This is a genomic window from Cronobacter sp. 153480017-3 (assembly GCF_053627815.1).
Genome location: NZ_JBSEYN010000004.1, coordinates 261,772 through 280,919 on the forward strand (window position 1 = coordinate 261,772; position 19,148 = coordinate 280,919).

The following is a 19,148-nucleotide window of genomic DNA, read 5'->3' on the forward strand; positions in this document are numbered from 1 at the left end:
CTCCATTTTTTAGGTAGGGAGCATGTCCTTCAATCACTATTACGATAACATCATGTCTTCAAATGAATGAATTAGCTGGCTTAAACTCGCTTAAACCAGCTGAAGTTTAAAAATTCACTTAGCACACAATCGTGATCAATTTATTAAGCCCTTTACTTTTCATCTGCACGAATCATTTTAATCTCTTCAACATGCCTTTTATTTAGGTTGATTTGGCACTGGTAAATGTAAGGCCAGTAGTCGTAGGCATCTTTCCCAATTTGCGAACCAACGCCTAAACAGAGACTCTTACGATACTCCTTCCAGGAATTTTGCGAGTCAAGGAAAAGGTTACTGAAGACGTCACCAATGGTCTGTTGAGGATCCTCACCTTTGAAAACAGGACCACTATTGTTCTCCTTAATTTGCCTGACTGTTTTGGCAATTAATTCATCCATTTCTTTGTTACTTTTGTCACTAAAAGCGCGTAAGCATTCAGAAGCCTTTCCTCGGTCAGCATTATCACGCCAACAGTTATCAATTTCCGGGCCAGCTGTAATGTCTAATTTCTCAGTACTGTAAGCTGACGGAATTAAGGTCATTAAAATAAACGTTATCAATGTTTTTTTCATTGTAAATACCTGATTCTTTGCCTTGTAGGTTCATAACGTATCAGAGCTGAATCCTCCTGAATGAACTTTATAAGTGCTGTTTTGCCCGCTAATGCCGCCTCGACTAAGCTGGCTGGATATCGTGTGCCCTGATAAAAAATATCAACAAGAACATCTTTAATTTTCTGATCGAGATCATCCCATGATGGTGCGTTCGGTTTTGTTGTTGCTGTTTTGACGTAAAAGTATTTTGCGTAATTCTTTTTCTCTAAATAAGAACGCTTGAATAATTCAATTTGCTGAGCATAGCTTATCTCCCCAAATAACTGCCATGTGGTTTCGACAAAAAGCTTTGCCTGCCTTCCGCTAAGGTATGCAGCATTTGACGCAATCACTGCGCGATATTCTTCTAGACCAATACTTCGCAATGTTGAAAAAATCTCGCCGGCAGTCCGCATTTTCATGTCATAACCGCGCCCTAGTGTGACTCCAGATACCTCACCAGGCCAATGTAATATCCGGGAAAAAAAGCCCGTTCTTTTAGGCGCTTTCTTGGGAGCATAATCCGGAAAGACATAATCATTCCCTTCAGCATCAAAGGTAACCTGGCCTTCAGGCACACTTAGCTGTACCGCCCCGACAGTTTTACTCCAGGGCTGTAAAACAACATTATTTATCGCTTCCTGAAGCCAGACGTCTCCGGGGTGAATCATACCGGTAGGCTTCATAGAGAGCATATTCTGAAACCAACGGATGCCGTCAATGGTATCTTTGTCACACTGGCCAGTAATCTTAACATCTCGCCCGGTTAGTTCTTAATAGCCGGACTCACTGAGCGTTTGCTGAAACCATAAAACCTCCTCAGGCTTGTTGCCACCACACTCCCCCACAGTGGATTCAATCCGCATAATATATGGCCTGATTTTTTTCGACTGCTCATGAACACTCCCTTATCCCTTAACACGTCAAAATATTTTTATATTATGCAAGGTTAAAGATAAAATCGTCATCAGAAAAAACTATAACAAAAAGTCATAAGAGCTTTACAACGTTCAAGATAAATGACTAAGACATATCTTTTTTGCTGATCGCCTGTATTTCTGAAGTATTCACAATCTTGCATAGCCATCTATGCTGGCTCGACACTCCATAACGATTTAGATAACATCGCGTCATGTGTTTTATTAATTATATTGCCCGTCACAGCGATAAGCACAGTTGAGAAAGTTGATATTTGAATATTAATTAAAAATTTACGAGCTATAACTCTTCTTCATTACGCTAAAAACTCCGGAAAAAATAAAAGCCAGTGATCCAGAGGCTACTGCATTGCCAATAAAAAACACCACGATAATGATAAAATCCCGTACCGCAATAGTTTGTCCTTCTACCGGAGGTTCAACATGAGCATAGCTCAGATGAAAATTATCCATAAACAATAAGTGCTCAACAATATTTTTCAAATGTATCACCATGTCTGACATCGTAAAAACAACAAAACCCACCTGCCAGGATATAATAAAAGCAAAACCCCAGCAAATATCTCCAGACAAATGGAGCCATCTTAATAAAAAGATATAAAAAAGAGCAAAAATAAAACCAGCTACAGCGGAATCTACGGATGCGATTAAAACCAAATCAGTAAAACTTCGGTAGTATCCACTATAAGCATAATCGCTAAAGCTTAAGCGAAATACGGCCATAAATGCCATAATAACAAAGCCAAGTGGCGCAACAGTAATAGCAATTAATTTAGGCCAAATCTTAATAATATAAGTTGGCATAAGATATATACTCATTTTGACTAACCCCTTGAATCTCTATACTTCCCTCGCGGCCCATCACCTCTGAGCCACCGTAAATTAATGCGCCTGAGGCGTCATAAAGGCATAAATGTGCCGGGACAGCCATAATGAACTCCTTTATTAAATCAGATCGATGACATAAAGCTTTTCATTGGGTCATTGAATAGAACACGACAGCAATAACGGTTATTTACCGCTATACGACACAAGAAGTAAAAAGGAGTTGTTATTTAATTAAGTTATCTTTAATGAAGATTAAAAAATGCAGTAGGTATTCATAGTTTTGATATCAACCATAAATTAATACACTTTCATAATTAATGATTCATGTCATCCCTTCAAATAACCCCCTAACAACCGCGACAAATGCACCTGAAATTGCCCGGTATAGTCGTGTGGAATAAACCCTTCGAGAAACGCCTTAGTCGGCCCGGTAATGACGCCCAGCGCCAGATGGGCGGTGAATACCGGGTCGGGGAAGGTATTATCCGGGGCGGTAATAAGTGTTTGCGCAATATCATTCACCATTCGCTCATACATCACGCCCATTAGCCGGGCACCATCACGCTCTGCCGCCACGCCATACAGCGCTTTTGATTCATCAGGATTGGCTAATTTCAGGCTCAGAAAAGCCTGCACCATCGTACAGGCCATTTCCCCGACGGGTTTGCCACGCACGGAAATACACGCGGCTTCAAGCGCATCGGCAATTTTGGTTAAGTGTAATTCCAGCACGCCGGAAAGCAGCGCGTCGCGGTTAGGGTAATACTGATAAAGGCTCCCGACCGACATCCCTGCGCGGCTGGCCACGCGCGTGGTGGTGCAACGGCTTAGCCCTTCGGTCACTAAAACCTGAATGGTTGCCGTATGAAGCGCCTCCACCGTCGCCACGGAACGGCGCTGGATCGGGGTTTTACGCGGGCTGAGCGGTGCTGCGGAGGTCTTCATGGAATGCGAATTCTTAAACTGAAGGATGCTTCATATACTAATACTTCCTTCACACCCATACAGCAAGCAGGTCGTCATGAACAGTATTGAAAAAAGCGGTACCTATAAACTTGGCAGCCGTGAAGTCAGACGGTTTGGATATGGCGCGATGCAGCTCGCAGGCCCAGGCGTATTTGGCCCGCCGAAAGATAAAAATGCAGCCCTCAGCGTATTACGCGCGGCCGTTGAGGCGGGCGTTAATCATATTGATACCAGCGATTTTTACGGGCCGCACATTACGAATCAACTGATTTGCGAAGCGTTATACCCTTACCGCGACGACCTGACGATTGTAACTAAAGTCGGTGCGACACGCGGAAATGATGCCTCGTGGAACCCGGCATTTTCGGCTGAAGAATTAACGCAAGCCGTTCACGATAATTTGCGCAACCTGAAGCTCGACGCGCTGGATGTCGTCAATTTTCGCGTGATGTTTGATGTCCACGGCCCGGCGGAAGGATCTATCGAAGCGCCGCTCACAGCCCTGGTGAAATTAAAAGAACAGGGGCTGATTAAACATATCGGCTTAAGTAACGTCACGCAGAAACAGGTTGCGCAGGCGCGGCAGATAACGCCGATAAGCTGCGTGCAGAATATGTATAACATCGTTCACCGTCGCGATGAGGCGTTAATTGATGAACTGGCCGCCGCCGGGATTGCTTATGTGCCGTTTTTCCCGTTAGGCGGATTCTCACCGTTGCAGTCCTCAACGCTTGAGACTATCGCAACGCAATTATCGGCGACACCGATGCAGGTAGCGCTCGCCTGGCTGTTGAACCGGTCCGAGAATATTTTATTAATTCCGGGTACGTCATCAGTCGCGCATTTCCATGAAAACAGCAAAGCCACGGAGTTAACGCTCTCTCAGGAAACCCTTGACGCGTTAAATAAGCTGGCCGCGTAAGCGCGAAACGCCGTCAGATTTTACGCATTTCACCAGCGTGTTCGTAAAATCTGTATGGCGTTATTTTTATCGTGTTCCGCCGCTGCTAAATCCTCAGGCACATCGATATCCTGCACGATGCCCGGGTCGTTTAACGTAAGCGTCAACACATCTGCGCGCGCTCTTGCCGCCTGCACAACCGCTTTGGCGCCCTCATCGCCAGTAAGCCGGGCAAGAGAATCAAAATACTCACGCCGGAAGCCAACCGGGTGGCCGTGACGCTGCTGATAGTACGGCACCACGACGGGCTTTTCATTCAGCGCCTGCGCCACTCGTTGCAGCGACGCGGCCGTTATAAGCGGCAGATCGCCCGGCAGAATCAGCCAGCCTGCGGCGTCTGGCGTGGCTTTCACACCGAGCGCGATGGACTCGCCCATGCCGTCAGTGCCACCTTCCGGCCTGACCAGATGCCACGGCAGGCCAGAAGCTTGCGCCGCCGCCAGTACGTGTTGCAGCACCGGCTTACCCGCCAGCAGCGCCTCCAGCTTGTGCGTTGTCCCGCCACCCGCGCGAAAGCGCGCACCCTTTCCCGCAGCGAGAATAATGATGACCGGCTGGGTTTCGGGCATCAGCCTGCGGCCTCACGGTTGAGTCGCGCCGCCGCAACATCAGCAAGAATCGACAGCGCCAGCGACTGCGCGTCGCGGGCTTTCGGGAAAATCCCGATCGGCGCTTTAATGCGGGCGATATCCTGCTCGCTAAAGCCCCGCTCGCGCAGTGCCACGGTGCGTGCGGCATGGGTGCGCTGGCTGCCGAGCGCGCCGATGTAAAACGGCGCGTCAGAAAGCGCCGCCTCAAGTACCGGTAACTCGCGATCAAGATCGTGAAAAAGCACGATGACGGCGGTATCGGCATCCATCTGCGCACAAGCAGTCTGCGGATTGACGCCGTCATTCATCAGCACGTCGTAACCTGCCGCCTGCGCGATAGTGGCGGTGGCCTCAGCCTCCACGGAGCGGCCGAAAATAATGACCTGCGTGCAGGGCGTGTAGCGCACGTCAAAGACGTCGTCGCGCCAGCCGGTCTTTTGTACCGGGAGCACGCTTTGCAGCGTCTGGGTGGAAGGGTGATAACGCAGCCCGGCCGCTTTGCGCTGCGAAAGGGCATTCAGCACCGCCAGCAGCGGCGTCGCCTCACGTAGCGGGTGAATCGCGAGCGTAATGCCGCCGCCGCACGGCAGCACAATATCGAAATAGGGCGAGCCTTCGCCATATTTCACCATGCGGTCCTCGCCGCAGGCTATCGCCTCCAGCGCCTCGAAAGCGGCGGCCGCCTCCACGCAACCGCCGGAGACAAAGCCGCAATACGCGCCGTCGTCGCGCACGGCCATCTGCGCGCCGAGCGCCCGTGACGAGCCGCCGCGGATCTCCACCAGCGTGACCAGCGCGGCGGCCATGCCAGCGCGCAGCGCCTGCGCCGCAAAGCGTAAAATCGCGGTGCTGTCGTCGGTCAGAAACGCCGCCTCAGGCCGCGCCTGTTCTGTCAGCAGGGGTTGTTGCAGCACCTTTTTTCATCCTTCTGTTAAACGGCGATCGGGTGCGGCTGGCGACGCGCAGCCGCCAGCCGTCACGTCCTTATGCCATCTCTGGCAGCCCTTCAAGCAGCTTATCCAGCGTGATGGGATAATCGCGCACGCGCACGCCGGTGGCGTTGTAAATCGCGTTCGCGATGGCGGCGCTGACGCCGCACAGGCCGAGCTCGCCCACGCCTTTGGCTTTCATCGGCGACGACACCGGGTCGGTGTCTTCCAGGAAAATCACCTCCTGCGTCGGGATATCGGCGTGAACCGGCACCTCATAGAGCGCCATGTCGTGATTAACGAAAAAGCCGCGCCGCGTATCGACGAACAGCTCTTCCATCAGCGCCCCGCCAAGCCCCATCGTCATCGCGCCGATCACCTGGCTGCGCGCGGTTTTCGGGTTGAGAATGCGCCCGGCGGCGCAGACCGCCAGCATCCGGCGCACGCGCACTTCGCCGGTGTTGGCCTCGACCGCCACTTCCACAAAATGTCCGGCGAACGTGGACTGCTGGAACTGTTTATCGAGATCGCCATATTCCATGGTGTCTTCAACCGTCAGCGTGCCGTCAGCGGCGGCATCGGCGAGCGCCGCGATGCGCCCGTCGCCCTGCACATTGCCATCAAAAAATTCAACGCGGTTCGGGTCAAAACCGAGCTTATTGGCGACCGCTTCGCGCAGTTTGACGCACGCCGCGTACACGCCCGCCGTGGAGCTGTTCGCGCCCCACTGCCCGCCTGAGCCGGAAGAGATGGGGTAATCGGAATCGCCCAGGCGCACCGTCACGCGCTCCAGCGGCACGCCCATCATTTCAGCGGCGGTTTGCGCGATGATGGTATAGCTGCCGGTACCGATATCCGTCATGTCCGTTTCCACGGTGACATGGCCCTGCGCGTCCAGATGCACGCGTGCGCCCGATTTGGTCACCAGGTTATTACGAAACCCCGCCGCCATACCGAGCCCAATCAACCAGTCGCCTTCGCGCACCTGCGCCGGTTGTGGGTTGCGCTGATGCCAGCCGAAGTGCGCCGCCCCGGTACGAAGACATTCCACCAACTGACGGCGCGAGAAAAAGCGCTCCGGGTGCGCCGGGTCCACTTGCGTGTCGTTGATAATGCGAAACTCCACCGGATCGATGCCGAGTTTTTCGGCCATCTCATCCATCGCGATCTCCAGCACCATCATGCCCGGCGCTTCGCCAGGCGCGCGCATGGAGTTGCCCTCGGGCAGATCCAGCTCCGCCAGCCGCAGCCCGGTGTGGCGGTTTGCGCCCGCGTAGAGCAGCTCCGTCTGGTTGGTCGCCGTCTCCGTCGGGCCGCCCTGCAGGTTGCCGGACCAGCTTTCATGGGCGATGGCCGTGATGCGCCCGTCGTTGTGCGCGCCGATGCGCACCCGTTGGATCGTGGCCGGGCGGTGCGTGGTGTTGTTGGGAATAAAGGGGCGCGGCAACATCACTTTCACAGGGCGTTGCGTTGCGCGGGCGCCGAGCGTCGCCAGCACCGCGTCGCTGCGCAAAAAGAGTTTGCTGCCAAAGCCGCCGCCGATAAACGGCGAACGCACGCGGATGTTTTCAACAGGAATATCGAGCGTTTTAGCGAGATCGCCGCGCCACCAGTTAATCATCTGGCTGGACGTCCAGAGCGTGAGTTTATCGCCCTCCCACGCGGCCATGGACGCGTGCGGCTCCATCGCCATATGGCTTTGATCGGGCGTGGTGTATGTGGCATCGAGCTGCACGGCGGCGCTTTCAAAAGCGCTATTAAAATCGCCAACGATTTTATCGGGCGTATCGTCCGGCGGCGTGGTCACCGACGGTTTTTGCTTTGCCAGATCGTAATGGCCCGGCGCTTCTTCATATTCCACGGCGATAAGCCCGGCGGCCGCGCGCGCCTGTTCGAACGTTTCCGCTACCACCAGCGCGATAGCCTGGTGATAGTGCTCAATGTCCGGGCCGCCCAGCAGTGTTGCCGCGTTCATATCGCCCTTACCGGGCAGGGCGGCGTTTTCCGCCGTCACTACGGCCAGCACGCCGGGTGCCTGTTGTGCCGCCTGGATATTCATCGCGACGATGCGCCCTTTGGCGATGGCGGAGCCTACCACGTGACCATAAGCGGCGTTCGGCGCTTCATCGTGCCACTCATAGGCGTAAGTGGCCTGGCCTGAGGTTTTCAGCGGGCCGTCGATACGATCGCGCGGCCGTCCGACCACTTTCTGCTGGTCGATCGGGTTTTCTGTTGCCGGTTTTTCAAATTTCATCAGCCTGCCCTCGCTTGCGTCAGTACCGAGGCGATGGTGCGTTTCGCCAGCACCAGCTTGAATGCGTTTTCCGCGGTCGGCTGCGCATCGGCGAATAGCGCGTCATACACCGCCTGCGCGCCGTGAGGCACCTGCGCATCTGCGGCATCGAGCCGCCAGGGTTTATGCGCCACGCCGCCCACCGCCACGCGCCCGGTGCCGTCCGGCTGCACAATCGCCGCCACCGACACCAGCGCAAACGCGTAAGAGGCGCGGTCGCGCACTTTGCGGTAGATATGCGTTCCACCCACCGGCGGCGGCAGGGTGACGGCCGTAATGAATTCGCCGGGCTCAAGCGCCGTTTCCAGATGCGGCGTATCGCCAGGCGCACGGTAGAATTCCGCGACCGGAATACGGCGCGCCTGACCGTTCGGGTTGATGGTTTCCACCACCGCGTCCAGCAAGCGCATGGCGACCGCCATATCGCTCGGGTGCGTGGCGATACAGGCGTCGCTCGCGCCTACCACAGCTAACTGGCGGCTGTAACCCTGCATGGCGGCGCAGCCGCTGCCAGGCTTACGCTTATTGCACGCCTGGTTGGTATCGTAGAAATAGGGGCAGCGGGTGCGCTGCAAGAGATTCCCGGCGGTCGTCGCCCGGTTGCGTAACTGCCCGGACGCCCCGGCCAGCAGCGCGCGTGAGAGCACGGCGTAGTCGCGCCGCACGCGTTCATCTGCCGCCAGATCGGTGTTGCGCACCAGCGCGCCAATCCGCAAACCGCCGTTTTCTGTCGGCTCAATTGTATCCAGCGCGAGACCGTTAACGTCTATCAGATGTACCGGCGTTTCTATCTCCAGTTTCATCAGATCGAGCAGGTTAGTGCCACCCGCGATGAATTTTGCGCCCGGCGTGCGCTGCGCGCTGGCCGCCGCCTCTGCGGGCGTCGCGGCGCGCTCGTAAGTGAAAGCTTTCATGAGGATTCACTCCCGGCGACATCTTCGATCGCAGCAAGAATGTTGGCATACGCGCCGCAGCGGCAGATATTGCCGCTCATGCGCTCGCGGATCTCGTCGGCGGTCATTTCCGGCGGTGAAACTAAATCGTGCGTCACATGGCTTGGGATGCCCGCTTCGATTTCTTTAAGCATCGCGACCGAGGAGCAGATCTGCCCCGGCGTGCAGTAGCCGCACTGAAAACCGTCATGCTCTACAAACGCCGCCTGCATCGGGTGCAGGTTTTCCGGCGAGCCGAGCCCCTCAATGGTGGTGACGTCGGCATCCTGATGCATCACCGCCAGCGTCAGACACGAATTCACGCGCCGTCCGTCAATGATGACCGTACACGCGCCGCACTGGCCGTGATCGCAGCCTTTCTTGGTGCCCGTCAGCGCCAGATGTTCGCGCAGCGCGTCCAGCAGCGTGGTGCGGGTGTCGACCTCCAGCTGCCGGGTTTCGCCATTCACCGTCAGCCTCAGCGGGACATATTGCGGCGGCGGGTCGCCTGCATCGCGCAGATGCCCGTGGTGTGTTTCATCGCCGTGGTTGCTCATGCCAGGCCTCCAGTATTGTCAAAGTGAAAAGAGTGTTGCCGCTACGATGCCGCGCGGCTTTTTTTATAACGGAGAGTTAATAATAGACGGCGCTGACGCGCTGGCAGGCGCCGCTAAAAAATTGCCGCCCGCCGCCGATACCTCTGGTATCGTGAATTCCCCCGAAGCCGCCTGAACCTGACGCTATGATTTCCATCTGCATGATCGTGAAAAACGAGGCAAAGCATCTTGCCGATACCCTCGCCTCCGTCGCCGCGCATTTCGACGATATCGTGATTGTCGATACCGGCTCGCAGGACGACACCAGAGCCGTCGCACAACGCTTTACCGACAAGGTGTATGACTTCGCGTGGGTGGATGATTTCGCGGCGGCGCGCAACGCCTCGCTGGCTTACGCCCGTCACGAGTGGGTGCTGGTGATTGATGCCGATGAATCCATAACAGCGGTGGATATTCCGGCGCTACAGGCGCTTATCCACGCGCACCCGGAGGGCGTGGGGCGCGTGGAGCGAATTAACTATATTGACGAAGGCGAGGGCGTCACCACCCTGCGCGAGCGGGTGTCGCGCCTGTTCCCGAAGGCGCGTTATCACTATCAGGGCGTGATCCACGAGCAGGTGACGCCGCGCGAGGGCCACGCGCCGGGCGACATGTTCCCGGTGCCCGTGACGCTCGATCATGTCGGCTACAAAAAAGCGGTGTTGCAGGAGACGGATAAAATTACCCGTAACATCCGCCTGCTGGAACGGGCGTTGCAGACGCAGCCGGACGATCCGTATCTCTGGTTTCAGCTAGGCAAAAGCCATTTTCTCAAACGCGACTATGCCCCGGCGGCAGAGTCGTTTCGCAAGGCGCTGAGCTATGAACCGAACGTGGCGCTGGAGTATGTCGAAGAGATGGTCGAAACGCTGGGCTATGCGCTGATTAATCAGGGCGATTACGCGGCGGCCATGAGCATTCTTGATTACGAACGCTGGTATACCTCCGCCGATTTCCTGTTTCTTAAAGCGCTGATTTTGATGAACAACGGCCAGCTACAGGCGGCGGTAGACACCTTCTTACACTGCACCCGCATGCCGCAGAGCAGCAAAGCGGGCGTGACCAGCTTTAAGGCCTGGTACAACATCGGGGTGATCCTGGAAATCTCCGGCATGACGGCGGACGCGCAGGCCTGTTATACGCAGTGCGGCGATTATCCACCGGCGAAGGCAGGGCTGGCGCGGCTGAACGCCTGAAGCACGCCTTTTTTCGCTTTCCGGGTTCCGCTTCAGCCACCACAAAAAAGCTTATCGGCGGGGAAAGGCCAGGTATAATCCGCGGCAGCGGGAATGGCCCGCCCCCTTTCCTTAGCCACAAGGACGTCCCGATGAACGCGCCCGCCGACCGACTTCAACATACCCTGCTCTGTATTACCGTCGGGCTGGCCTGGTTTATGCTGCCAATGGTGGTGTCGATGCTGCCGGGCTATATGAGCATTTACCGCGCCGGGCTCGCCACGCCGCTGCTCTATTTCGTGTTCTGGCTGCCGTTCGCGCTGTTTTGCTGGCAGCGTTACCAGAAGCGCTTCGGCCTGCTGCCTGCGGGCGGGCTGAGCGTGCAGTCGCTGGTATGGCCAGGGCTGGCGCTGCTGGCGCTCTCTTTTATTCACGGGCTGTTCGGCAGACAAGAGCCGTGGAGCGCGACGCTTTCACAGATGTCATCCTTTAATCTTGCGCTGACGGCTATCTGCATCTGCCTGCTGGCCCCTGTCGTTGAAGAAGTTATTTGCCGCGGCTTTTTGCTGAATGCGGGCATCGGCTGGGGAAAAACCGGCCAGACGGTCGCGATGGTCGGCACGTCGCTGTTTTTCGCCATCGGCCACGCGCAGTACCAGATGCCCACCACCTTCGTCTGGCTGTTTGTTTTCTCGATAATTCTCTGCCAGGTGCGTATTCACACCGGCAGCCTGCTGGCACCCATCGTCCTGCATTCGGCGACCAATATTATCGGCATGATGGCGGCGCTGAAGCTCGCCTGAATCAGGCCGCCGGGAACCGCAGACGAAAGCGGTTCCAGCCCGCCCCATGATCTACTGCCGTTTCCCCGCCGTGCAGGCGCGCGATCGCCTCTGTAAGCGCCAGCCCAAGCCCGGTGCCGGGCGTGTGGCGTGCGTTATCCCCGCGCCAGAAACGCAGAAATAGCTTTTCCGCCTCCGCAATCGGCGCGCCCTGGTTGGCGACGCTGAGCACGGTTTCTCCGGCCTCCTGAACGGCGGTAATCCGCACCTCGCTGCCAGCAGGCGCGTGGCGCAGCGCGTTGGTCAGAAGGTTAGTGAGTGCTCGCTGGAGGAGCAGACGATCGGCGAAAATATCACCCTGAGCCTGAACGTTAAACGTTATCGCCTGCTCTTCCGCCAGCGGCTCCAGAAAATCGGTCAGCTGATGGATAAACGGCTCAAGCGCCAGCCTTTCGCGCTTCAGCGCGATGTTTTGATGATCGGCGCGGGCGAGAAACAGAATGTTTTCAATCAGCCGGGTCATCTGCTCCAGCTCTTCGATATTTCCGGCAAGCAGGCTCTGATACTCCTGAACGCTGCGCGGGCGTTGCAGCGCGACCTGATTTTGCCCCAGCAAAATGTTAACCGGCGTGCGCAGTTCGTGGGCGAGATCGTCAGCAAAGCGCGTCAGCCGCGCAAAATCCTCCGCCAGACGGTGACGCATGGTATTGAGCGCCTCGCCGAGCGGCAGCAGCTCGCGCGGTAAGGTTTCCAGGCTGAGCGGCTGTTGCAGCGTCTCGCTGCCGGTGCGCGCGGTGGCCTCGCTGAGACGGGCGATGGCGCGCAGGCCACGGCGGATAAGCCACGGGCTGAGCAGCGCGGCGGCGAGCGTCGCCAGCAGGCACACCATCAGGCTCTCCCGGCGATACTGGGCCAGCATCTGCGCGCGCTCCTGCGCCACGCGCGCCACGGTGATGATGAGCGGGCCGCGCGCATCGCTCGCCGTCAGCGCCAGCGCGCTGATAGAGACGCCGTCAGGCCGCTGCCAGCGGTGTAGCGCCTGCGCGTTCACGCCGCGCCCCGGCGGCACCGGCGCAAGCGTCGGCAGCGCGACGCCCGCCTGGTTGATGTTCACCAGCGTCTCGCCCTCCGCGCGTTTTATCATTAGCAGATCCTGGCGCGTATCCAGCATCCGGTTGAAATAGAGCGGCAGCTGGCGCGGCTCGGCGCCGTCCGTCAGCAGCTGGCGCAGCTGTGAGGCGCGGTTCAGCAGCGTCTGGTCATCGCGCCAGAGAAGCTCGGCGCTTAACGAGCGGTAGAGCGATATACCTGTGACGCCGCAGGCGAACGCCACCAGCAGCGTGAAGATGAGCGTCAGGCGCAGCGTTAACGACGGACTACGCATCGCTCTGCTCCGGTGCATTGAGGCGGTAACCCATGCCGCGTACGGTTTCTATCAGCTTGAGCGGGAACGGATCGTCGATTTTTTTGCGCAGGCGACGGATGGCGACATCCACCACGTTGGTTTCGCTGTCAAAGTTAATCCCCCAGACTTCGCTGGCGATCAGCGTGCGCGGTAAAATTTCCCCGACGCGGCTTGCCAGCAGCCACAGCAGCGTAAATTCCTGGCGGGTCAGCGCGATCCGCTCGCCGCCGCGGCTGGCGGCGTGACGCGCGGTATCAAGCGTCAGATCCGCCACCTGTAGCGTCGCGGCGGCAGGCGCATGGCGGCGCAATTGCGCCCGCACGCGCGCCAGCAGTTCAGCGAAGGAAAAGGGCTTCACCAGATAATCATCGGCCCCCAGCTCCAGCCCTTTCACGCGATCGCTTACCGCATCTCTGGCCGTCAGGCAGAGCACCGGCGTGGCTTTGGCGGTGCGCAGCGCGCGCAACACCTGCCAGCCGTCGAGCCCCGGCAGCATGATATCGAGGATAATCAGCGCGTAGTCTTGCTCCAGGGCCAGGTGCAGGCCATCGCGCCCGTCGGCGACGGCGTCCACCACCAGCCCCGCCTCCCGCAGCCCTTTTTCGAGCCACGCGCGGGTTTTGTCGTTGTCTTCAATCAGCAGCAGTTTCATGGCGACAGTCTCGCAAAGAACGCGGGCGCTGCCCAGCAGCGATGCGCAGGATGACAAAACTGTCATCTTCGCGTCAGGCGTTTTCGCCCGCGCGGGTGGCAGGATGAGTGCACAACCACTTAAGGAGGAATGATGATGAACCGTTTTCAAACGCTTGCCGCCGCAGCCCTTTTCGCCCTGCCGGGCCTCGCACTTGCCGCGCCGGCGAATTTACTGAGCGTGCATGTACTGAACGAACAGACCGGCAAGCCCGCGCCGGGCGTGGTGGTAAAACTGGAGAAAAAACAGGGGAATGCGTGGGAGCCACTGAACCAGGCGACGACCGATAAAGATGGCCGCATTAAGGCGCTCTGGCCGGACGCGCCCGCTGCCGCAGGCGACTACCGCGTGATTTTTGAAACCGGCGATTACTTTGCCTCACACAAGCAGTCCAGCTTCTTCCCGGAAGTGCCGGTGGTGTTCCATATCGATAACACCGACGAGCACTACCATGTGCCGCTGCTGCTGAGCCAGTACGGCTATTCCACCTATCGCGGCAGCTGAAACCCAGGCGGCGGGCAGCAGAGAATATTGCCGAGAAAGACGAGCAGCGGCGAGGATTCGGTCTCGCCGTAGTAGTCCACATCGGGCAGCGCGTACAGGAAGCGGATCTCGCTGACGCCGCGCTCACACAGTTGCTCCCCCGCCGCGCGGGTTAAAAACGCGAAGTGCGGGTCGAGCGCCGGGTTGTGCGGGTGTATCGACCCTTTTTCGCCAGGCGTCGCGCCGTACCAGAGCGCGATCGCGTCGTCGGCGTACCCCTGCGCGAAGCCGAAATCCTGCAAAAAATGGCGCTCGCAGCCGGGCGCGGGCAGCGCCTCCCGCAGCGCCTGTACGTCGTCCGTCGTGGAATACCAGACCGCAAAATGCATCGTCGCCATAATGGCCTCCGCGTCGTGTTGCTTCAGAGTTTACCCAGCAGCCGGAACCAGCCGTAATCGAGCGGCAACAGGAAAAGAAAGGTGACTATCGCCAGCGCCAGACAGAGCTTCATGCCCGCGCGCGCCGGAACGTTGCCGAGCGCCATCGCCACCACGATGGGCGACGCCTGGTATGGCAATAGCGGCGTGGAATATCCCAGCACCTGAATCATGATGGTCGAGAGCAGCGGAAAACCAGTGCTGCGCGAAAAGCTCTCCGCAAGCGTAGTGTAGAGCGCCGGAACGCCGTTGGCCGTCATGATAAAGTTAAGCGCCGTCGTGATACCGGTAAGCGCGGCAAAACTGGTAAAGGGGCGCGCCGGATCGAGCGGCATGACCTGCATCAGCGCCGCGCCGACCGCGTTGCCGATGCCCGTGTGGGTCACGGTGGTCGCAAGCCCCAGAATGCCCGCCACGTAGATGCAGGTGCGCATGTTGACGCCGCTTGCGAACTCATCGCCAGTGATAAACCCGACGCGCGGCAGAAGCGTGATAACCGCCGCCGCAAGCCCCGTCCACGCCGGGCCAATCCCGTGCCAGCTTTCTGTAACCCACAGCGCCAGTACCACCAGCAGCAGCCAGCCGAGGCGCTTTTCCGCGCGGCTCATCGGCGTCGCGGCGGGCAGCTCGCGCGGCGGCTGCGGCTTGCCGGGGAAGAACCAGCAGATAAGCGCAATCAGCACCGCGCCCTTGAGCAGCCCCAGCACCGGCGTGTGCAGCAGCAGATACGGCAGATAGTTGAGATGGATGCCGAAGGAGCCTTCCGCCGCGCCGCTCATCACCAGGTTCGGCACGTTGGCGGGCAAAATGGTGGCAGAGAGCTGGAACGTGCCAAAGCCCACCGCCAGCGCCAGGCCGTACCAGCCGCGGGTGTTTTCTTCGATACCGGCGCGTTTCGCCATCGCCGCCACGACGGGCATCAGCAGCGCGATGCGCCCCATGTTCGACGGCATGACGAACGCCAGCGCATAGCTGAGCAGCACCACGCTCGCTACCATTTGCCACCAGGAATCGGTCAGCCGCGCCGACAGCGCCCGCGCTGCCCGGTCCGCAAGCCCCGTTTTACGGATAGCCACGCCCAGCACGAAACCGCTGAACACCAGCCAGAACGCCGACGACGCAAAACCGCCGAACAGGACTTCCGGCGGCGCGATTTTGGCTATCATCGCCACCGCGAAAAAGAGCAGCGCCGTGATGAATTCCGGCAGCAGGGACGTCGCCCAGAGCACGATGGTCAGCAGAATAATAAGTGAAGGTAAGAGCAGCGGGTGCGCAAGCCAGACGGACATACCTGTCTCCTGATGAAATTTTCAGCAAGTCTACGGCGCACCTGCCGTTAAGTAAATGTTATGGCGTGCCTTCGTGAAGCAGCGCGCAGTCGTGATCCTGAAGCTCTTCGCTGTGCGCCAGATTGAACGGCAATAACTGACGCTGCGTGGCGAGCAGGACAAACGCGCCATCTTTAAGCGGCGCCAGCGCCAGCGAATAGCGCCCCATGTGCTCACGCGCTTGCGGCACCTCTTCCGCCAGCATCATGAACGGCGAGCGGCGTGACAGCTCTTCACCGGAAACACGGCGCGCTAAATAGTCGTGACCGCGCAGACTGCCCGGAAACGGCTGCCAGCGGCTGCCGATGACGTTCATCGCAGCATCAAGCTGCGCACGCACGTCCGGTCGCAGGCAGGAAATATGGATGTGAAAATGATTCTGAGAGCGGCCCATCCTGGAGTTGATGGTCAGTGAAACCGCGCTGTCGGGCACCGGGCTACCGCGTTTTTCGCTCATCCAGCGGCGCGCCTGCCATGCCTGCCAGAAAAAGTTGGGCGTGTTATCGGAAAGCAGGAGCGGGCTTTCGATGCCGTTGATTTTCCACGTCGGCATCAGCAGATATTGCAGCGGACCGTTGATATCTTTCAGGACGACATAACCTGCCGGGAGATTAACCTGGGCGCAAGGGGCCGGCTCCTGGCGTTCTCGCTCGCCGGGCAGACACTGCTGCATAACGATATGTCTTAACGCGTCCGGATCGTGTGGAAAGAGATATCGCCACGCTACCAGCGTGGTTAATGCCAGTACTGCGATAAGCGCGACGGTGATCAATAGCGCTCGTTTCATGCGTCTCCCCTGTTAACGCTGAAAACGCAAAGGGTAGCGTAAAACGGGACGAAGCGGGGGTTTATTACGGAGGAAAGCTGGCCACATCCGTGTGGCCGGGGTATTTAACGCTGGCTTATCTGATCGAACGTGCCGCCGTTCGCAAAGTGCGTTTGCTGCGCTTTGGTCCAGCCGCCGAACACGTCATCAATGGTGAACAGTTTCAGTTTCGGGAAGGTGCTTTCATATTTCGCGGCGACTTGCGCATCGCGCGGGCGATAGAAGTTTTTCGCGGCGATCTCCTGGCCTTCCGGCGAGTAGAGGTATTTCAGGTAGGCTTCCGCCACCGCCTGGGTGCCCTTCTCCTGCGCCACTTTATCGACGACCGAAACAGTCGGCTCGGCGAGGATGGATTCACTCGGCGTCACGATTTCAAATTTGTCTTTGCCAAGCTCGTTGGCGGCCAGCAGCGCCTCGTTTTCCCAGGCGATCAGCACATCGCCGATGCCGCGCTCAACAAAGGTGTTGGTCGCGCCGCGTGCGCCGGAATCGAGCACTTCGACGTTTTTATACAGCGCCTTGACGAATTCCTGCGCTTTGGCCTGATCGTCGTTGTTGTGATGCAGCGCGTAGCCCCAGGCCGCCAGATAGTTCCAGCGCGCGCCGCCGGAGCTTTTCGGGTTCGGCGTGATGACCGACACGCCCGGCTTCACCAGATCGTTCCAGTCTTTGATTTGCTTCGGATTGCCTTTGCGAACAAGGAACACGATGGTGGAGGTATACGGCGCGGAGTTGTCCGGCAGGCGTTTGATCCAGTTTTTATCGATACGGCCGCGCTCGGCGATCGCGTCCACGTCATAGGCCAGCGCCAGCGTCACGACATCCGCTTTGATACCGTTAATGACCGAGGTCGCCTGCTTGCCGGAGCCGCCATGCGACTGGCGGACCACGACGTTATCGCCGGTCTCTTTTTTCCAGTGCGCGCTGAACGCTTTGTTGTACTGCTCATAGAATTCGCGCGTCGGATCGTAAGAGACGTTTAACAACTGCACGTCTTTCGCCAGTACGCTTGCCGAAGCCAACAGTAAAGTAATGCCCACGCCCCACTTGTTCATCGCACGCTCTCTTTTAAATTTTCAGATGTGAATTTCGATAAAAGCAGCGTGCCAGAAAGCGTGGCGCGGATTAAAGAATAAAAAAAAATTGGCTATAACTAAGGGGAATAACACAGGCAAAAGAAACGCCCAGGCGCGTTAGCATACCGGGCGTTTACCGAGAGGCTTAGTAGAGCTTTTTCGCGCACTCCAGCCAGTCGCCTTTGAACGGACGCTTCATGTTTTCGATAGCGTCGATGATGTCGTGATGCACCATTTTTTCGTTCTGGATGCCGACGCAACGGCCGCCGTGGCCCTGCAGCAGCAGTTCGATGGCGTAAGCGCCCATGCGGGATGCCAGGATGCGGTCATAAGGCACCGGCGAGCCGCCGCGCTGGATATGGCCGAGCACCGTCGCGCGGGTTTCGCGTTTGGTTTCGGTTTCGATGTATTTCGCCAGCTCGTCGATGTCGCAGATGTGCTCGGTGATCGCAACGATAGCGTGTTTTTTACCTTTTGCGATGCCGGCTTTGATTTCTGCCACCAGATCTTCGCGGTTGAACTCCACTTCCGGCAGAACGATAAATTCGCAACCGCCCGCGATGGCGGCCGCCAGGGTCAGGTCGCCGCAGTAACGACCCATCACTTCCACAATGGAAATACGCTGGTGGGAAGAAGAGGTGTCGCGCAGACGGTCAATCGCCTCAACCACGGTGTGCAGCGCGGTGAAGTAACCGATGGTGTAATCGGTGCCTGCGACGTCGTTATCGATGGTGCCCGGCAGGCCGATGCACGGGAAGCCCATTTCGGTCAGGCGTTTAGCACCCATGTAGGAGCCGTCGCCGCCGATGACCACCAGCGCGTCGATACCGCGTTTCTTCATGTTCTCGATAGCCACGGCACGGATATGTTCTTCGCGGAATTCCGGGAAGCGCGCGGAACCGAGGAAGGTGCCGCCGCGGTTGATCATGTCGGAAACGCTGTAGCGGTCGAGCTGGATCATGCGGTCTTCATACAGGCCAAGATAGCCGTCGTAAACGCCGAACACTTCCAGACCTTCCGTCAGCGCCGCGCGGACAACACCGCGGATGGCGGCGTTCATGCCTGGCGCATCACCGCCACTCGTCAACACACCGATTTTCTTAATCATGACTACCTCTGAACGTAGAATGCAAAAGGAATACTTTCGCCGGAAACCGCCTGCGCAAGCGCGACAGGTGATCGACTATTGCTGCAAATAGTATATCAACAGCTTCCTGCTGAATTGATTCAGGTCAGCCCGCGTGGGGGTGATATATACAAAAAATGCCTGACCGAACCAC

The 19,148-nt window shown here is 57.7% G+C and carries 20 protein-coding genes; 4 read left to right on the forward strand and 16 right to left on the reverse strand.

The genetic code is table 11. The features are described from left to right. Window positions 1-152: 152 nt before the first annotated feature. The 4 genes from ACUW6V_RS11970 to ACUW6V_RS11985 form a co-directional block, all read right to left on the reverse strand. Window positions 153-611: a DUF1311 domain-containing protein gene (locus ACUW6V_RS11970; protein ID WP_454038394.1), complete on the reverse strand. Its 459-nt coding sequence runs from the start codon at window positions 609-611 to the stop codon at window positions 153-155. After that, the gene (locus tag ACUW6V_RS11975; RefSeq protein ID WP_454038395.1) at window positions 608-1,318 is read right to left on the reverse strand and encodes a peptidoglycan-binding protein; all 711 of its coding nucleotides are present in this window, start codon (window positions 1,316-1,318) and stop codon (window positions 608-610) included. The genes ACUW6V_RS11970 and ACUW6V_RS11975 overlap by 4 nt, the downstream gene beginning before the upstream one ends. Before the next feature lie 525 nt (window positions 1,319-1,843). Further along, window positions 1,844-2,389 carry a hypothetical protein gene (locus ACUW6V_RS11980; protein WP_454038396.1) on the reverse strand — a complete coding sequence of 182 codons (546 nt, stop codon included), beginning with the start codon at window positions 2,387-2,389 and terminating at the stop codon, window positions 1,844-1,846. A 336-nt stretch (window positions 2,390-2,725) separates the two neighbouring features. Then, window positions 2,726-3,343 (reverse strand): TetR/AcrR family transcriptional regulator, encoded by a 618-nt coding sequence (locus ACUW6V_RS11985; protein ID WP_454038397.1) that lies wholly within the window; start codon window positions 3,341-3,343, stop codon window positions 2,726-2,728. A gap of 76 nt (window positions 3,344-3,419) precedes the next feature. Here ACUW6V_RS11985 and ACUW6V_RS11990 point away from each other — a divergent pair, with 76 nt between their 5' ends. Further along, window positions 3,420-4,286 carry an aldo/keto reductase family oxidoreductase gene (locus tag ACUW6V_RS11990; protein WP_097649611.1) on the forward strand — a complete coding sequence of 289 codons (867 nt, stop codon included), beginning with the start codon at window positions 3,420-3,422 and terminating at the stop codon, window positions 4,284-4,286. Between the two features lie 29 nt (window positions 4,287-4,315). Here the strand turns inward: ACUW6V_RS11990 and ACUW6V_RS11995 are convergent, their stop codons facing one another. The 5 genes from ACUW6V_RS11995 to paoA form a co-directional block, all read right to left on the reverse strand. After that, window positions 4,316-4,894 (reverse strand): nucleotidyltransferase family protein, encoded by a 579-nt coding sequence (locus tag ACUW6V_RS11995; RefSeq protein ID WP_454038398.1) that lies wholly within the window; start codon window positions 4,892-4,894, stop codon window positions 4,316-4,318. After that, the gene (locus tag ACUW6V_RS12000; protein WP_032987620.1) at window positions 4,894-5,829 is read right to left on the reverse strand and encodes an XdhC family protein; all 936 of its coding nucleotides are present in this window, start codon (window positions 5,827-5,829) and stop codon (window positions 4,894-4,896) included. Before ACUW6V_RS12000 ends, ACUW6V_RS11995 begins: the two co-directional genes overlap by 1 nt. 70 nt (window positions 5,830-5,899) lie before the next feature. Beyond that, window positions 5,900-8,098, reverse strand: a complete 2,199-nt coding sequence (gene paoC / locus ACUW6V_RS12005; protein WP_454038399.1) for an aldehyde oxidoreductase molybdenum-binding subunit PaoC — start codon at window positions 8,096-8,098, stop codon at window positions 5,900-5,902. Next, the gene (locus ACUW6V_RS12010; RefSeq protein ID WP_004386527.1) at window positions 8,098-9,051 is read right to left on the reverse strand and encodes an FAD binding domain-containing protein; all 954 of its coding nucleotides are present in this window, start codon (window positions 9,049-9,051) and stop codon (window positions 8,098-8,100) included. Before ACUW6V_RS12010 ends, paoC begins: the two co-directional genes overlap by 1 nt. Beyond that, on the reverse strand, window positions 9,048-9,626 hold the full coding sequence (paoA, locus tag ACUW6V_RS12015; RefSeq protein ID WP_063265716.1) for an aldehyde dehydrogenase iron-sulfur subunit PaoA: 579 nt from the start codon (window positions 9,624-9,626) through the stop codon (window positions 9,048-9,050). Before paoA ends, ACUW6V_RS12010 begins: the two co-directional genes overlap by 4 nt. A 185-nt stretch (window positions 9,627-9,811) precedes the next feature. On the opposite strand from paoA, the gene ACUW6V_RS12020 reads away from it, so the two are divergent. After that, on the forward strand, window positions 9,812-10,861 hold the full coding sequence (locus ACUW6V_RS12020) for a glycosyltransferase (RefSeq protein ID WP_454038400.1): 1,050 nt from the start codon (window positions 9,812-9,814) through the stop codon (window positions 10,859-10,861). Window positions 10,862-10,992: 131 nt separating this feature from the next. Next, window positions 10,993-11,643, forward strand: a complete 651-nt coding sequence (locus ACUW6V_RS12025) for a CPBP family intramembrane glutamic endopeptidase (RefSeq protein ID WP_161574824.1) — start codon at window positions 10,993-10,995, stop codon at window positions 11,641-11,643. A 1-nt stretch (window position 11,644) separates the two neighbouring features. On the opposite strand, the gene ACUW6V_RS12030 is transcribed toward ACUW6V_RS12025, so the two are convergent. Beyond that, window positions 11,645-13,006 carry a heavy metal sensor histidine kinase gene (locus ACUW6V_RS12030; RefSeq protein WP_454038401.1) on the reverse strand — a complete coding sequence of 454 codons (1,362 nt, stop codon included), beginning with the start codon at window positions 13,004-13,006 and terminating at the stop codon, window positions 11,645-11,647. Continuing rightward, a complete protein-coding gene (hprR, locus tag ACUW6V_RS12035) occupies window positions 12,999-13,679 on the reverse strand; it encodes a response regulator transcription factor HprR (RefSeq protein WP_032970957.1) in 681 nt (226 codons plus the stop codon). Before hprR ends, ACUW6V_RS12030 begins: the two co-directional genes overlap by 8 nt. 132 nt (window positions 13,680-13,811) lie before the next feature. On the opposite strand from hprR, the gene uraH reads away from it, so the two are divergent. After that, window positions 13,812-14,222, forward strand: a complete 411-nt coding sequence (gene uraH, locus ACUW6V_RS12040) for a hydroxyisourate hydrolase (RefSeq protein WP_007779416.1) — start codon at window positions 13,812-13,814, stop codon at window positions 14,220-14,222. Here uraH and ACUW6V_RS12045 read toward each other — a convergent pair. The 5 genes from ACUW6V_RS12045 to pfkA form a co-directional block, all read right to left on the reverse strand. Beyond that, the gene (locus tag ACUW6V_RS12045; RefSeq protein WP_007853015.1) at window positions 14,207-14,599 is read right to left on the reverse strand and encodes a hypothetical protein; all 393 of its coding nucleotides are present in this window, start codon (window positions 14,597-14,599) and stop codon (window positions 14,207-14,209) included. The two genes, uraH and ACUW6V_RS12045, sit on opposite strands and share 16 nt — an antisense overlap. Window positions 14,600-14,622: 23 nt before the next feature. Beyond that, entirely contained in the window at window positions 14,623-15,927 is a 1,305-nt protein-coding gene (locus ACUW6V_RS12050; protein WP_007895485.1) for an SLC13 family permease, read from the reverse strand. A 58-nt stretch (window positions 15,928-15,985) separates the two neighbouring features. Continuing rightward, window positions 15,986-16,753, reverse strand: coding sequence for a CDP-diacylglycerol diphosphatase (locus ACUW6V_RS12055; protein ID WP_097584582.1), 768 nt, complete (start codon window positions 16,751-16,753; stop codon window positions 15,986-15,988). 104 nt (window positions 16,754-16,857) lie between these two features. Further along, window positions 16,858-17,847 carry a sulfate ABC transporter substrate-binding protein gene (locus ACUW6V_RS12060; protein ID WP_105622861.1) on the reverse strand — a complete coding sequence of 330 codons (990 nt, stop codon included), beginning with the start codon at window positions 17,845-17,847 and terminating at the stop codon, window positions 16,858-16,860. Between the two features lie 166 nt (window positions 17,848-18,013). Further along, the gene (gene pfkA / locus ACUW6V_RS12065; RefSeq protein ID WP_004388500.1) at window positions 18,014-18,976 is read right to left on the reverse strand and encodes a 6-phosphofructokinase; all 963 of its coding nucleotides are present in this window, start codon (window positions 18,974-18,976) and stop codon (window positions 18,014-18,016) included. Between the last annotated feature and the right edge of the window lie 172 nt (window positions 18,977-19,148).

Excerpts from the sequence above, each read along its gene's own strand:
- ACUW6V_RS11985 (WP_454038397.1), bottom strand. The coding sequence starts at position 3,343 with ATGAAGACCTCCGCAGCACCGCTCAGCCCGCGTAAAACCCCGATCCAG.
- ACUW6V_RS11970 (WP_454038394.1), bottom strand. The coding sequence starts at position 611 with ATGAAAAAAACATTGATAACGTTTATTTTAATGACCTTAATTCCGTCA.
- pfkA (WP_004388500.1), bottom strand. The coding sequence starts at position 18,976 with ATGATTAAGAAAATCGGTGTGTTGACGAGTGGCGGTGATGCGCCAGGC.
- ACUW6V_RS11990 (WP_097649611.1), top strand. The coding sequence starts at position 3,420 with ATGAACAGTATTGAAAAAAGCGGTACCTATAAACTTGGCAGCCGTGAA.
- ACUW6V_RS12060 (WP_105622861.1), bottom strand. The coding sequence starts at position 17,847 with ATGAACAAGTGGGGCGTGGGCATTACTTTACTGTTGGCTTCGGCAAGC.
- ACUW6V_RS12055 (WP_097584582.1), bottom strand. The coding sequence starts at position 16,753 with ATGAAACGAGCGCTATTGATCACCGTCGCGCTTATCGCAGTACTGGCA.
- ACUW6V_RS12020 (WP_454038400.1), top strand. The coding sequence starts at position 9,812 with ATGATTTCCATCTGCATGATCGTGAAAAACGAGGCAAAGCATCTTGCC.
- ACUW6V_RS12025 (WP_161574824.1), top strand. The coding sequence starts at position 10,993 with ATGAACGCGCCCGCCGACCGACTTCAACATACCCTGCTCTGTATTACC.
- ACUW6V_RS12010 (WP_004386527.1), bottom strand. The coding sequence starts at position 9,051 with ATGAAAGCTTTCACTTACGAGCGCGCCGCGACGCCCGCAGAGGCGGCG.
- uraH (WP_007779416.1), top strand. The coding sequence starts at position 13,812 with ATGATGAACCGTTTTCAAACGCTTGCCGCCGCAGCCCTTTTCGCCCTG.
- ACUW6V_RS12030 (WP_454038401.1), bottom strand. The coding sequence starts at position 13,006 with ATGCGTAGTCCGTCGTTAACGCTGCGCCTGACGCTCATCTTCACGCTG.
- ACUW6V_RS11995 (WP_454038398.1), bottom strand. The coding sequence starts at position 4,894 with ATGCCCGAAACCCAGCCGGTCATCATTATTCTCGCTGCGGGAAAGGGT.
- paoA (WP_063265716.1), bottom strand. The coding sequence starts at position 9,626 with ATGAGCAACCACGGCGATGAAACACACCACGGGCATCTGCGCGATGCA.
- ACUW6V_RS11975 (WP_454038395.1), bottom strand. The coding sequence starts at position 1,318 with ATGAAGCCTACCGGTATGATTCACCCCGGAGACGTCTGGCTTCAGGAA.
- hprR (WP_032970957.1), bottom strand. The coding sequence starts at position 13,679 with ATGAAACTGCTGCTGATTGAAGACAACGACAAAACCCGCGCGTGGCTC.
- ACUW6V_RS12045 (WP_007853015.1), bottom strand. The coding sequence starts at position 14,599 with ATGGCGACGATGCATTTTGCGGTCTGGTATTCCACGACGGACGACGTA.
- ACUW6V_RS12050 (WP_007895485.1), bottom strand. The coding sequence starts at position 15,927 with ATGTCCGTCTGGCTTGCGCACCCGCTGCTCTTACCTTCACTTATTATT.
- ACUW6V_RS11980 (WP_454038396.1), bottom strand. The coding sequence starts at position 2,389 with ATGAGTATATATCTTATGCCAACTTATATTATTAAGATTTGGCCTAAA.
- paoC (WP_454038399.1), bottom strand. The coding sequence starts at position 8,098 with ATGAAATTTGAAAAACCGGCAACAGAAAACCCGATCGACCAGCAGAAA.